Origin of the sequence: Amycolatopsis kentuckyensis, from assembly GCF_002155975.1 — a bacterium.
Classification (GTDB): Bacteria; Actinomycetota; Actinomycetes; order Mycobacteriales; family Pseudonocardiaceae; genus Amycolatopsis; species Amycolatopsis kentuckyensis.
Genome location: NZ_MUMI01000030.1, coordinates 18,449 through 31,515, shown reverse-complemented (window position 1 = coordinate 31,515; position 13,067 = coordinate 18,449). Strand labels below are relative to the sequence as shown.

The following is a 13,067-nucleotide window of genomic DNA, read 5'->3' as shown; positions in this document are numbered from 1 at the left end:
CCCCGGGCTCGGCGGCGTCGGGCCGGGCGGCGCCGGCTGGGGCGGGTTCGGCGGCTGGGGCGCCGGCGGCGGCAACTGCGAAGCCACGCCCTGCGTCAGGCCGCCGACCGCGTTGACCGTGCCCTGCGCGGCCGGGCAGACGCCCTTCGCCGCCGCGTCGCCGACCAGCGGTACCTGGCCGATGCCGAGTGCCTTCACCGTGTCGCCGAGGGGGAGCGTGAGCAGGGGTGCCGAGCCGTCCGTGTTCCGCGAACTCGAGTCGAGGCCGACGGTGAGCTGGTTCGGGGCGTTCAGCGGGGCGCCGGCGTCGAGCGTCAGGCCGGACGAACTCCCCTGCTGCAGCGTGGACTCGCAGCTCCCGCCGAGCGTCGGGCTCGTGTCGGCGCTCGCCACGCCCGGCGCCGCGAGCGCGGCCGACGCCGCGAGAGTGAACCCCAGTGCGGTGATCCGGGCGACGTGCTTCCCCATCATGCCCCTCCGGCAGTCGGACCAAATCTGGATCACGGAACGCGCTCACGGTACTCCACGAGCGTCACCAACCGGGCTCACCGGCCGGAATCGGGGTCCGGAGTACCGTGCTCGGCATGCTGATTGGCGCCCATGTCCGTGACGACGACCCGTTGACCGCGGTCGCCGAGCGCAAAGCCGACGTCGTCCAGTTCTTCCTCTCCGACCCCCAGGGCTGGAAGGCCCCGAAGCCGCACCCGCACGGCGAGGCCATCGCGGCCGACCCGGTCGAGGTGTTCATCCACTCGCCGTACCTCATCAACGTGGCTTCGCTGAACAACCGGATCCGGATCCCGTCCCGGAAGAACGTCACGCAGCACGCGGACGGCGCCGCCGCGATCGGCGCGAAGGGCCTGATCGTGCACGGCGGGCACGTCGGCGCGAACGACGACGTCGAGGCCGGCTTGGACAACTGGCGCAAGCTGTTCGAGCGCGAGCAGGAGAAGGGCGGCTTCAAGGTCCCGATCCTGATCGAGAACACCGCCGGCGGCGAGAACGCGATGACCCGCGACCTCGACGTCATCGCCCGGCTGTGGGACAAGGTCGGCGAGTTCGGCGCCGGGTTCTGCCTGGACACCTGCCACGCGTTCGCCGCGGGCTGGGACCTCGCGACCGCCGTCGAAAAGGTCAAGGCCATCACCGGCCGGATCGACCTGGTGCACCTCAACAACTCCCGCGACGAGTTCGGCTCGACCCGCGACCGGCACGCCAACGTCGTCGAAGGCGAGGGCACGATCGACCCCGAGGTGCTGGTCGCCGTCGCCCGCGAGGCGGGTGCCCCGGTCGTCGTCGAGACGCCGGCCGACGGTCAGGCCGCCGACATCGCCTACCTGCGCGAACAGCTCGGTTAGACCGCCACGGCCCGCCGGCGGCGCCGGGTGGCGTTCGGGATGATCACGTCCCGGGCGCCGTCGAGGAAGCCGCCGGCCGGGTCGTCCTCGCCGTCCAGCCGCACCAGGTCGGTCGCCGGGCGGTAGATCTCCCGGACCACCAGCACGCACAGCCCGACGACGGCGAGGTCGCGGACCACGACCGTGCCCAGGAACCAGCCCTCGGGCAGGCCCTTGTGGTCGACGCCGAGGTAGTAGAACATCCGCGGCACCCAGACGACGGCGTCGATCAGCATCCAGCCGAGCAGCAGCCGCCAGCGCGGGATCGCCAGCACCGCCAGCGGGACGAGCCACAGCGAGTACTGCGGGCTCCACACCTTGTTCGTCAGCAGGAACGCGGCCACCACGAGGAACGCGAGCTGGCCGACGCGCGGCCGGCGCGGCGCGGCGAGCGCGAGGTAGGCGATCCCGGCGCAGCAGGCCAGGAACAGCACGGCCACCGTGATGTTCAGGTACGTCGGTGTCTGGTTCTTCTGCAGCACGCCGTCGAACCCGGCCCAGCCGGAGGTGTACGAGAAGACGTTGTACAGCGAGTCCGGGTCCATCGGCCGCAGGGTGCTCATCCGGAAGAACTCCCACCAGCCGCGGGTCGCGGTGAGGATGAACGGGGCGTTCACCGCCAGCCACGTCAGGACGGTGGCGCCCGCGGTCTTCCAGAACGGCGTCAGCTTGCCCGCGCGCAGGCACAGCGCGAACAGCACGCCGAGCAGGAAGAGCGGGTAGAGCTTCGCTGCCGCGCCCAGCCCGAGCAGGACGCCGGCCAGCAGCGGGCGTTTGCGCGCCCAGGCGAGCAGGCCGGTGGCGGTGAACGCGGTCGCGATCGTGTCGAAGTTGGTGAAGGCGTGCACGAGGACCAGCGGCGAGATCGCGACCAGGACCATGTCCCACGGCCGGCGTTTCACGGTCCGGCCGGTCGCCCAGACGGTGACGAGCCAGGCGAGCCCGAGGAAGAACGCCGTGATGTCGAAGTAGATCGCCACCGGCAGCGCGCCGGGCAGCCAGCCGGACTCGGCGACGTGGTACCAGCCCGCCGCGAGCTTCGCGTTCGCCCACTGGAAGAGGCCGGTGAGCACCGGGTACTCCATGTACCGGGTGTTGTCCTCGGCGGTCTGCGAGCTCTCCTTCCACGACGTGTAGTACGGGAAGGTGCCCGGCCGGTCGAGCCGCTCGGAGCCGTAGAGCGGCACGATGTCGGAGTAGCACATGGCGACGAACGGGCGGCCCGCCCGCCAGTCGAGCTGGGTGTTCCCGTTGCCGTCCTGGTACTGCTGGATGCAGGAGCCCTTGCCGAACCAGCACAGCATCAGCGCCAGCGTGGCCAGCAGCAGCCCGACGCGCTGGGGCGACCAGAACCAGTGCCTGCCGACCGCCGCGTGCTCACCGAGCGGGCCGCCGAGTGGTCTGGTGACCGCCGCGGCCAGTGGCTCGTTCCAGCTGGGGACGACCCGTTCCGCCCTGGTCAGCGTCACCGGGCCGGGTTCCGGCTCCCGCGTGGTCTCCTCTGGCACGAGGCGGATCGTATCGGTGATCGACGCGCGCGGCGGTGAAGCCGGTGATCACGCCGGATTCGCGTAGTACGAGGCCAGGACCTCCGCCGCCGCGCCGCGGGTGACGATCTCCTCGCCGGAGGGGTCTTCGACGACCTCGATGCGCTGCCAGTGCGGCACCGGCAGCAGTTCCCCGAGCCGGGCCGAGACGGCTTCGCGGTGGACGTCCGGCTCGTCCCGGACCGCCCGCCCGGCCAGCACGATCCGCTCCAGGTCGAGCACCTGCACCAGGTCGGCGAGCCCGATGCCGAGGAAGCCGGCGGCGGCCCGGGTGTCCGGTGCGCGCTTGGCCATGATCTCGACGCAGCCGCGTCGCCCGCAGGCGCAGCGCGGCCCGTCGAAGGCGATCGTGGTGTGCCCGAACTCACCCGCGTTGGTCCGCGGGCCGCGGTAGAGCCGCCCGTCGATCAGCAGGCCGACGCCGATGCCGGTGCCGACGAGCACCACCGCGGTCGCCGTCGGCTCGCCGTGCGGCCAGAGCCGGGCGAACGCGGCGGCGTTGGTGTTCTTGTCCAGCGTCACCGGCAGTCCGGTGCGCTTCTCGAGCAGCTCCCGCAGGGGGACGTCGTGCCAGCCGGGCATGTTGGTCGCGTCGCGGACCAGGCCGGCACGGTGGTCCAGCGGGCCGACCGCGCCGAGGCCGAGGCCGAGCACGTCGAAGCCGTCGGCGAGCTCGAGCGCGGTGGCCCCGATCGCCTCGACGGCCTGCGCGGGCGTGAACCCGGGCGGCAGCGGGCCGCCCGCCGTCTCCTCGACCTCGCCGACCAGGTTGGTGCGCAGCACGTGGTACTCGTCACGGTCGAGACGCGCGCCGAGCGCGTGCCTGGCGCCGGCCCGGATGCGCAGGGCCGTGCGGGGTTTGCCGACGCCGGCCGACGGCTGCCGCTGCTCGTCCAGCAGGCCGGTGTCGAGGAGTTCGGGGACGATTTTGGAGACGGCCTGCTGGGTGAGCCCGGTGCGTTCGGCGAGCTCGACGCGGCTGAGGCCGCCGGCCCGGAGGATGTGCGAGAGCAGCAGGGCGCGGTTGTGCGCGCGCACGTCGCGCAGGTTCACCCCGGTGTCCGCCATGGACAGGATCTTCGCACGTCTGGTCAGTTAGGCAACGCTGTTGTTTAATAGCGGCATGGCGGACGACTTGCGCGTGGGCATCCTCGGGTACGGCATCGGGGGCCGCGTCTTCCACGCGCCCCTGGTGGCGGCGACGCCCGGGCTCACCCCGGCGGTGATCACCACGTCGGGCAACGCCGCCCAAGCGCGCACCGACCACCCGGGCGCGGAGGTCGTCCCGGACGCCGACGCGTTGTTCGAGCGGGCGGGCGACCTCGACCTCGTCGTGGTCAGCACGCCGAACCGCACCCACGTGCCGCTCGCGCTGCGGGCGATCGAAGCCGGCTTGCCGGTGGTCGTCGACAAGCCGTTCGCGCCGACCGCGGCCGAGGCCCAGCGGGTCGTCGACGCGGCCGAGGCGGCCGGAGTCGGCCTGACGGTGTTCCAGAACCGGCGCCTCGACTCCGACTTCCTCACCGTGCGGAAGGTCCTCGACTCCGGGCGCCTCGGCGAGGTGTTCCGCTTCGAGTCCCGCTACGACCGCTGGGTGCCGAAGCCCAAGGACAACTGGCGTGAGTTCGGCGACCCGGCCGAGGCCGGCGGCCTGCTCTACGACCTCGGCGCGCACATCGTCGACCAGGCGCTGCAGCTGTTCGGCCCGGTCACCGCCGTCTACGCGGAGGTCGACCGCCGCCGGGCCGGCGTCCAGGTCGACGACGACGTCTTCGTCGCGCTGCACCACGCGAACGGCGTCCGCTCGCACCTCTGGGCGACCGCCCTCGCGGCCACGCTGAACCCCCGGTTCCGCGTCCTCGGCGACCGGGCGACGTTCACCAAGTACGGCCTCGACGTGCAGGAGCCGCAGATCAAGGCGGGCCTGCGCCCCGGCGACGCCGGCTGGGGCACCGAGCCCGCGGCGGACGCCGGGAAGATCGGCCTCGGCCCGGAGATCGAGACCGTGCCCACCGAGGTCGGCCGCTACGAGCAGTTCTACGCCCAGGTGCGCGACGCCCTGCGCGGCGAAGGCGAGTTCCCGGTCGACCCGGCGTCGTCGGTCGAGGCCCTGCGCGTCATCGAAGCGGCCCACCGCTCCGGCGTCGAAGGCACCGTGGTCGAGCTCTGACCCCCCTGACCGGCCGTGACCTCGGTGACCCCCAGCTCCGAGGTCACGGCCTCCTTCGCCGGATGACCAGGACGGCCGCGGCGAGCACGGCGACCCCGCCGACCGCCCCCAGGGCGAGCAGCCACCACGGGGTTCCGGTGCCGGCCGGCTCGGTGGCCAGCGCGGCCACCGGGTCGACCAGGCCGTAGCCGTATTCGCTGTCCCGCCCGGGCGGGCCGAGGTCCTTCGCCGTCCGGGCCAGCTGGTCGGCGACCTGCGCCGCGGTCAGGTCCGGGTACCGCGACCGCACGAGCGCGACCACGCCGGACACGATCGCGGCCGCCTGGCTCGTGCCCGAAGTCGGCGCCTTCTCGCCGTGCCGGGACGTCGGGATGTCGACCCCCGGTGCCGCGAAACTCACCTCCGGGCCGGACACGCTGACGTCGTCGCGGAACTTCCCGGTCCGGTCGACCGCCGACACCGCCAGCACGCCCGGCCGGTCCGCCGGGCTGGTCACCTCGCGGTCCTCCGCCGCGTTGCCCGCCGCCGCGACGACGACCACGTCGTGCTCACGGGCGTAGTTCACGGCTTCGTCGTACTCGGTGGACCGCCCATTGGTACCGAGGGACAGGTTGACGACCTTCGCGCCCTGGTCCACGGCCCAGTGGACGGCGGCGACCGCGTCCGCGGGGCCGCCGGTCAGCCGGGCCGGCAGGATCTCCGCCTGCGGGGCGACCCCGCGGGTGCCCGCGGTGCCGCGGCCGGCGATGAGCAGGGCCATGGTCGTCCCGTGCCCGATGGCGTCGCCCGCGGGCGCGCCGAGGTCGGGGAAGTCCGCGCCGGGGAGCACCGCGCCGTCGAGGTCGGCTTCGGCGGCGACCCCGGTGTCGACCAGGCCGACCCGCACCCCGGCGCCTTCGGAGAGCGCCCACGCCCGGGGCAGGTCCAGCTGTCCGGTCCAGTACGGTCCCGCGGCGGCCGCGGTCGCCGTCAGGGTGAGCAGGGCGACGAGCGTGAGGGGAACGAGTTTCCGCATGGCCTTCCCGACGGACGATCGCGGGACCGGCGTCCCGCGATCATCTTGTCAGACCGGCGTGGTCACGGGCCGAAGTTCGCCTGGCCCGTGTCGTTCCCGTTGCCGCGGCCGGGACCCCGGCCGTCGCGCCGGTCGTTGCCCCGGACGCGGTTCTGCTGCTGCTGTTGCTGGTCCTGGTTGTTGCCGCCGCGCCCGATGGTGAAGCGGTCGTCCTGCTGCTGTTGCTGTTGCTGTTGCAGCTGCTGGAGCTGGAACTGCAGCTGGTCGTCCTGCGGCGAGGTGATCGCCTGGACGCGGTCGAAGCGCTCGGCCGGTTTCCCGGAAAGGAAGAGCTGCATGAACCGCTGCCACACCGGACCGGCCACCACCGACGGGGTCAGCGGCTGGCCGGCCGGGCCGCGCAGGGCCTTGTCGCCGTCGCCGCCCACCCAGACCGCGGCCGAGACCGAGGGCGTGTAGCCCACCATCCACGTCTGCGAGTTCGTGTTCGCCGCGGACGCGGGTTCGTCTTCGCCGGGCGTGTGCTGCTGGGTGCCGGTCTTGCCCGCGCACTCGTGGCCGGCCGGGCAGGTCAGCCGCGAGAACGGGATCACCGGCGCCAGCGCGGCGGTCACGTTCCCGGCGATCTGCCTGCTCCGGGCGCGGTCGTTGTCCGCGAACGCGTCCGTCGCGCGCGTGTCGGCCTCGTAGGCGGTTTCCCCCTGGGAGTTCGTCACCTTCTGCACGAAGTGGCGGCCGTGCTGGACGCCGCCGGCGGCGAAGGTCGCGTAGGCCGCGGCCATGTCCGCCGGGGTGACCGCGGTCTGGCCGCCGCCGATGGAGATGTTGTTGTCCCCGGTGAACAGCACGCTGCGGCCGCCGGTGTCCTTCGTGCGGATGCCCGCCTCCTGCGCGGCTTCGGCCACCCCGCCCGGCTTGGTCACGTTGAGCACCATGTCGTAGAAGACGGTGTTGGTGGACCGCTGCATCGCTTCGGCGACCGTGCACTGCTCGGAGCAGCTGCTGCTGGTGCCGGCGTTGCGCACCGGCAGCGGCACGTCGGGGAACGTCCGCGGCGAGCGGCCGTCGAAGACCGCGTTGAGCCCGCGGCCGCCCTTGAGGAACGCCGTGAGGTCGAACGGCTTCATCGACGACCCGGGGTTGTGCGGCTCGTCCGCCCAGTCGCGCCCGGCCTGGTCCTCGCCGTTCGGGCCCTTCACGATCGCCGCGCCGCCGTAGTAGGCGAGCACCCCACCGGACTTGGGGTCGACGGCGACCAGCGCGTCGAGGATGCGGTCGTCGGTCTGGCCGGCCATGCCCTCGGCCACGGCCTTCTCGGCGGCTTCCTGCGCCTTCGAGTCGATCGTCGTGAACACCTGGAACCCGCCCGAGTAGTACTTCTCCTCGGGGATCCCCGCCGCGGCCAGCTCGGCCTTGACCTGCTTCTTGACGAAGGGGTTGAGCGTGTTCCCCTGCCGCGATTCGACGAGCGGGACCGGTGTCGGGAACTTCGCCGCCTTCCGGTCGGCGGCGGTGAGGTACCCGTTGCGCTGCATCCGGTCCAGGGCGGTGCTCCACCGGTCGCGGGCGACCGTCGCGTTCTCCGACCGGCCCGGCTGCTGGATCAGCCCGGCGAGCAACGCGGCTTCGGAGTAGTCCAGCTGGTTGGCGTCCTTGCCGAAGTACGCCTGCGCCGCCGACTGGATGCCGTACGCGCCACGGCCGAAGTAGATGATGTTGAGGTAGGCGGTGATGATGTCCGCCTTCTCGTAGGTCTGGTTCATCTTGAACGACTTCGCGAGCTCGACCCACTTGCGCGTCAACGTCGGCGCGTCGTCGCCGGAAGCGTTCTTGATGTACTGCTGCGAAATCGTCGATCCGCCGCCGGACCCGCCGGTGGCCTGGTTGTAGGCGGCCCGCAGGATGCCGGAGAGGTCGAAGCCGGAGTTGGTCTCGAAGGACGCGTCCTCGGTGGCGATCACGGCCTTCTTGACGACGTCCGGGATCTGGGCCGGGTCGAGGATCTGCCGGTTCCCGCCGGTGGGCACGTCCTTGCCCATCTCGGTGCCGTCGGCGTAGAGGTAGGTGACCGCCTGGCCCTGCTGCTGCGCGACCGTGTCCGGCGAAGGCACGTCGACGGCGAAGTACGTGATCACGAAGGCGACCGCGGGGACCAGGAAGAACAGGCCGGACAGCACGTACAGCACCCGGCGGACCGTCTTCCAGCGACGGCGCTTGCGTGGATCCGGCCCCGGCTCCGGGGTGAGCCCGGCGGTGGGTTCGTCCGGTTCGTCCAGCCGCGGCGGGAGGGGCCGGCGTGGCTGGTAGCGACCACGCGGAACCGGCCTCCGGCCGGACCTCGAGCGATTTCGGTCGGTGTACACGGGGCCGTCCTCGGGTACGCAAGTGGGCCGCGGGCGCAGACCCCTCGACACTCCACACGGACCACGGGCGGCGGTGGTTCACCGAAAACGGGCCCGGCGGGCGAAGTGCCTGCCGGGCCCGCTCGATCAGGGTTGGCCCATGTACTTCCTCCACCACTGCGTGTCGTCGAGCACGTGGTCGCCGTCGAGGTCGAGCGCCCGCTGGGTCATCGGCGCGCCCTCCGTCTTCGCCGAGTCCTTCGGCCCGACGTAGAGACCGCTCTTCACGTTGTGCAGGCCCTCGGACGCGAACGACTCGGTGTTCGTCAGGTCGCCGAAGCTCCACTGCTGAGCTGCGTCGTTGACGTCGCAGGCCGCCTCGACGATCCCGGCTCCGCTGGCCGTGCTGCCGCCGGCGACGGTGAGGCATAGGTGGCTGCCCCGGTCGACGATCTGCACGATGTGCACCAGGTCGGTGCCGCTGCCTTCGGTGCGCAGGTCGTTGAGGTGCCAGTAGTTCGTGCTGAAGGCGTTGCACGTCCGCTGCTCGACGACCGCGCCGTTGGCCGGGGTGTTGCCCCGCAGCATCAGGCACATCTGCGAGCCGTCGTTGCGGAAGCCCGGGTTGTAGTCGCCCTGCTCGTCCGTGCCGTACGCCGGTTCGAGCGCGGCCGCGTCCCAGGCGACCTTCTCCGTGCCGTCGCCGGTCTGGTCGATCGTGCCGAGGTGGACCTTCGGCACGCCCTTGAACGGGAACACGCCGAGGTTCATCCAGCCGTTGGTGCTGGTCGACTGCGCCGCGCGGACCGCGACCGGGCCGTTGGCCGTGTCGATCGTGTAGGTCACCGTGCCGCCGTCGCTCATGTGCGCCGGGATGTGCACCTTGACCCTGGCCAGGCCGTCGATCGCGGTGAACGTCCAGGTGCCGGTGATCTGGGTCTTGCGGCCTTCGGCGCCGTCGGCGCGGGTGTGGCTGAACCAGAAGTGCGAGCCGTAGCCGCCGCCGAGCTGGTGCAGGTCGATCTTCGACGACTCGAACCCGTTCGCGTCCTTGGCGAACGTGAAGTCGAAGCTGCCGAAGCTCTTGCCGATCCCGTTGCAGTTCGGGTTCTGGATCGGCTTGGTCGCGTCCGGCACGTCGTCGACGGTCAGCGCGTCCCCGGCCAGCCCGACGGTGTTGCAGGCGGGCGGGTAGCTGGTCCCGTTCGCCGGTTCGGCCGCGAAGTCCGGGTAGTCGTAGCGGATGAACTCGTGCCCGCACTCGTTGTCGCAGTCGGACTTGTAGTTGAGTGCGCTGTGCACCCAGCACTTGAGGTCGTACTGCCCCGCACTGTTCGTGTGCGCGCACGGACCGGCGGGCTCACCGGCGACCTCGGGCGCGTTCGGCGTGTGCGACGAGCCCCAGTCACAGGCGTTGTCCCCGGTGCAGAACAGCTGCGGTGCCGGGACCGCCGCCGCCCGGTAGCCCTCGGTGTTCCACCAGGCCGCGCGGAAGAACGGCACCTCGACACCCGGGGCCTCGAACCCGCTCGGCGGGTAGGTGGCGAAGCCGAGCACCTTCTCCTCGTACGGCCACTGCTGCGGGTGCGCGAAGTCGTGCGGGTCGCTGCCGAACGGGTGGCGGCTCGGGTTGTAGCGCGGGTTGGCCGGGTTGTTCAGCCAGCCGAGCCCGTACGCGCCGTTCGTGCCCGCTTCGCCCGGGTTGTGGTAACCCGAGTTGTACGCCCAGGTCGCGTAGAACCAATTCTCGATCTTCGCCGGATCGTTGTTGTTGACCTTCATCCCGTTGCTCTGCATCAGGTTCCACTTGGAGACGAGGATCCGGAGCCCGGCGGCGACGTTCGCGGCGTAGTCGGTGCCCGCCGCGATCTGCTGGTTCGCCGGCAGCAGCGTCTCACCGGGCTTGGCGTGCCCGGCCAGCCGCATGCCGTCGGTGATCTGCGAGACGCCGTAACCGCAGTCGGCGTCGTCCCAGTGGATGTCCCAGTCGTTGCCCGGGTCGGCGTCGTAGATGTCGAGGCCGTAGTAGTTGCCGATCAGGGCGTTGCCGGTCTCGCCGGGCAGCGCGTACCGGCTGGCCTGCCACAGGTTCGACTCCTGGCCGAGGATGCCGAGCATGATCTGCGCGGGCACCTCGCCGCCGGTCGACAGCGCGACCGGCGGGAACATGCCCTGCGGGGTGTAGGCGCCGAGGCCGTTGCCGTTCCAGTTCGCCGGGCGGGACGCGAAGAGGTGGCCCTTGACCGCCATGTCGGCCGCCCACTCCACCTGCTTCGGCTTGGGCTGGTAGACCTGCACGCCGGTGTTGTTGCGCGGCACCGAACACGTCCGGGCCGGGTCGGTCGTGTCGCTCCAGCGCGGCTTCGGCGTCGAACCCGGGTTGAAGCTGAAGCCGAGCGCCTTGCCGGTTTTCGTGCTCCGGCTTTCGATGTGCACCCGCTCCGGCACGGCCGGGTCCGCGTTGGTGATCTGCGTCTGGGTGCGGGTGACCGCCGCCTCGCCGAGGGTCGAGACCTCGGTGGTGGCGGGCGTGTCCAGCTTCCGGACCTGAGCGGGCAGCGCGGCGAGCGTGTCGGTCCGGCCGGTGATGAACACCCGGCCGCCTGCCCCGCTCGCGACGTCGAGCGCGCCGAACTTGCCGCTGGCCAGCGCGGTGACGGCGGCCTTGCCGCCCGCGCCGGGCGCCACGCGGAAGACGCGGGCCCGGTCCTTGTCCCGGTCCATGAACACGACGCCGCCGGCCGAGTCGGCGCGGACGCCGAACGGCACGCCGCCGGTGTCCTTGACGAGCCGTGTCCGGGCGCCGTCGTCGGCGACCTTCAGCAGGCCCAGCCGGTCCGCCACGACGAAGCCGCCCGCGGTGGGCGTCGCCGAGGTGACCTGGCCGGCGAACTCCTTGCGCGGGCTCAGCTTCCCGGTCGCGGCGTCGAGGACGAGCACGCCGGTCTTGCCGAGGTCCTCGTCGGCTTCCTGGGTCAGCGCGGCGGTTTCCCCGGCGCCGCAGCCCGGGTTGTAGTACGCGAGCGAGGTGCGCACCGGCAGGTCGGTGACCGCCCCCGTGGTGAGGTCGACGACGGCGGTGAGGCCGCCGCGGCCGGTCAGCGCTTCCTTGTTGGTGAACCGGCGCGGCGCGTAGACGACGACGGCTCGCTGGCCGGAACCGGTCACGCAGGCGTTGCCGATCCACTGGTCGACGTCGGCGTTCGGCTTGCCGAGGGTGGCGGCGGTGCGCCAGGTGTAGCCGGTCTTGGCCTCGGCCACCAGGACGTGGAAGCCGGAGGCGTCGCTGCTGGTCGTCCAGAGCCGGTCGCCGGAGCGCTGCCAGCCCTGGCCGAGCAGTTCGTCGCGCCTGCCGGGGTCCACGGCGGGCGGGTCGACGGGTGGCGCCGGGGTGGTGTTCGCCTGCACCGCGCCGGGCGGGAGCGTGGGGACGGCGTCGGGGTCGGCCGCGGCGGTCAGCATCGGCGTCACCGTGAGGAAGGCCAGTGCCGCGACCGCGGCTTTCGGCCAGCTTCGTCTCATTTCTTCCCTCTCTCGCCCGCCGGGTGCGCCGAATTCATCGGTCGCCGGGGAAACCGACGTGCGAAATCCTTTTGAATACGCGACTGATGAAAGAGGAAAGCGTTATCCGGCGGAGCGCGTGGTGGCTCGACGCGGATCGGCGCACGAGAGTGGTGAATACCAGACTGCGAACACGGTTCCCCCCGGGTCCTGCTGCGACGCCGGTGCCTCCCCGTGCTCCGGCGGTCGTGGCCAGGGCAAACGCACCGGCGCACTCGATCATCAAAGCTCTCCGGCTTCGGCTCGCACCAGCCGCCATTCGGGTGTAATACCAGACAAACACCCCATGGGGTCCAGGCGTTCGGGGCTCCCTGCTCCATTGGAAGCAATTCCCTTTTTCTTCTTGATCGCGCCGGTGCGGGTCGGGCACGCTGCCAACCGAAGGGGTTTCTCCGACATTCATTTTTCCGAAAGGGGCCACAATGGCTGGAAGACGTCTTGCTGCCGTGCTCGCCGCGACGGTGCTGTCCTTGCTCGGCGGCGCGGTGTCGGCGGGGGCGGCGCAGGCGCACCCGGATTTCCGCGCGGACGCCGTGGCGGCGGGGCTGACCGCCGACCAGGCCGCGGCACTGCAGGCGAAGGCGGACAGCTACCTCGCCACGACCGGCGGCAAGCAGATCGCGCCGAACAAGATCGACGTGAACGGCACCGCCACGATCGTGCTCACCGTGCCCGGTGAGAAGAAGGTCCGGGACCTGAAGTCGACGAACACGGCGGCCGACTGGGACCCGTGCTTCTACGGCGAGCAGCACGCCAAGGACGGGTACTTCTGCGCCTACAGCGAGACCTACTACATGGGCGACGTGATCGAGGCGTACAACTGCGCCAGCTACTCGCTGCCGAACTGGACCGGCACCGGCTCCTGGATCAACGCCCAGACGCCGGGCACGCGAGCCCGCTTCTACGGCAAGACCGGGAACCTGCTCTTCACGACGCCGGCGCCCGACAGCTTCGACCAGGAGTACTACTGGGGTCCGGTGTGGAGCATCCGGAACTGCTGACGGGTAACGGAACCGGGCCCTCCGCGCACTCGCG

At 71.6% G+C, this 13,067-nt stretch carries 8 protein-coding genes and 1 pseudogene; 3 read left to right on the top strand and 6 right to left on the bottom strand.

The window, feature by feature from the left end; translation table 11 throughout:
• Window positions 1-468, bottom strand: a pseudogene (locus CCN39_RS03335) (hypothetical protein); the annotation flags it as partial.
• Between the two features lie 116 nt (window positions 469-584).
• On the opposite strand from CCN39_RS03335, the gene CCN39_RS03330 reads away from it, so the two are divergent.
• Window positions 585-1,358, top strand: coding sequence for a deoxyribonuclease IV (locus CCN39_RS03330; protein ID WP_167454966.1), 774 nt, complete (start codon window positions 585-587; stop codon window positions 1,356-1,358).
• On the opposite strand, the gene CCN39_RS03325 is transcribed toward CCN39_RS03330, so the two are convergent.
• Together CCN39_RS03325 and CCN39_RS03320 are read right to left on the bottom strand one after the other, a co-directional pair.
• Entirely contained in the window at window positions 1,355-2,905 is a 1,551-nt protein-coding gene (locus CCN39_RS03325) for a glycosyltransferase family 87 protein (RefSeq protein WP_086838332.1), read from the bottom strand. The genes CCN39_RS03330 and CCN39_RS03325 overlap by 4 nt on opposite strands.
• 48 nt (window positions 2,906-2,953) lie before the next feature.
• On the bottom strand, window positions 2,954-4,012 hold the full coding sequence (locus tag CCN39_RS03320) for an ROK family transcriptional regulator (RefSeq protein WP_086838331.1): 1,059 nt from the start codon (window positions 4,010-4,012) through the stop codon (window positions 2,954-2,956).
• Window positions 4,013-4,067: 55 nt separating this feature from the next.
• Between CCN39_RS03320 and CCN39_RS03315 the strand changes: the two genes are divergently transcribed.
• Window positions 4,068-5,114, top strand: a complete 1,047-nt coding sequence (locus CCN39_RS03315; RefSeq protein ID WP_086838330.1) for a Gfo/Idh/MocA family oxidoreductase — start codon at window positions 4,068-4,070, stop codon at window positions 5,112-5,114.
• 43 nt (window positions 5,115-5,157) lie between these two features.
• Here the strand turns inward: CCN39_RS03315 and CCN39_RS03310 are convergent, their stop codons facing one another.
• The 3 genes from CCN39_RS03310 to CCN39_RS03300 form a co-directional block, all read right to left on the bottom strand.
• On the bottom strand, window positions 5,158-6,129 hold the full coding sequence (locus tag CCN39_RS03310; protein WP_086838329.1) for a S8 family serine peptidase: 972 nt from the start codon (window positions 6,127-6,129) through the stop codon (window positions 5,158-5,160).
• A gap of 62 nt (window positions 6,130-6,191) precedes the next feature.
• Entirely contained in the window at window positions 6,192-8,315 is a 2,124-nt protein-coding gene (locus CCN39_RS03305; RefSeq protein ID WP_434781080.1) for a transglycosylase domain-containing protein, read from the bottom strand.
• 303 nt (window positions 8,316-8,618) lie between these two features.
• Window positions 8,619-11,993 (bottom strand): RICIN domain-containing protein, encoded by a 3,375-nt coding sequence (locus CCN39_RS03300; protein WP_086838327.1) that lies wholly within the window; start codon window positions 11,991-11,993, stop codon window positions 8,619-8,621.
• A gap of 461 nt (window positions 11,994-12,454) precedes the next feature.
• On the opposite strand from CCN39_RS03300, the gene CCN39_RS03295 reads away from it, so the two are divergent.
• Complete coding sequence (locus tag CCN39_RS03295; RefSeq protein ID WP_143263930.1) at window positions 12,455-13,033, top strand: hypothetical protein; 579 nt, start codon at window positions 12,455-12,457, stop codon at window positions 13,031-13,033.
• Window positions 13,034-13,067: the final 34 nt, after the last annotated feature.

Bases quoted from the DNA above. Each gene is read 5' to 3' on its own strand.
- CCN39_RS03330 (WP_167454966.1), top strand. From the start codon at position 585: ATGCTGATTGGCGCCCATGTCCGTGACGACGACCCGTTGACCGCGGTC.
- CCN39_RS03320 (WP_086838331.1), bottom strand. From the start codon at position 4,012: ATGGCGGACACCGGGGTGAACCTGCGCGACGTGCGCGCGCACAACCGC.
- CCN39_RS03315 (WP_086838330.1), top strand. From the start codon at position 4,068: ATGGCGGACGACTTGCGCGTGGGCATCCTCGGGTACGGCATCGGGGGC.
- CCN39_RS03310 (WP_086838329.1), bottom strand. From the start codon at position 6,129: ATGCGGAAACTCGTTCCCCTCACGCTCGTCGCCCTGCTCACCCTGACG.
- CCN39_RS03300 (WP_086838327.1), bottom strand. From the start codon at position 11,993: ATGAGACGAAGCTGGCCGAAAGCCGCGGTCGCGGCACTGGCCTTCCTC.
- CCN39_RS03295 (WP_143263930.1), top strand. From the start codon at position 12,455: ATGGCTGGAAGACGTCTTGCTGCCGTGCTCGCCGCGACGGTGCTGTCC.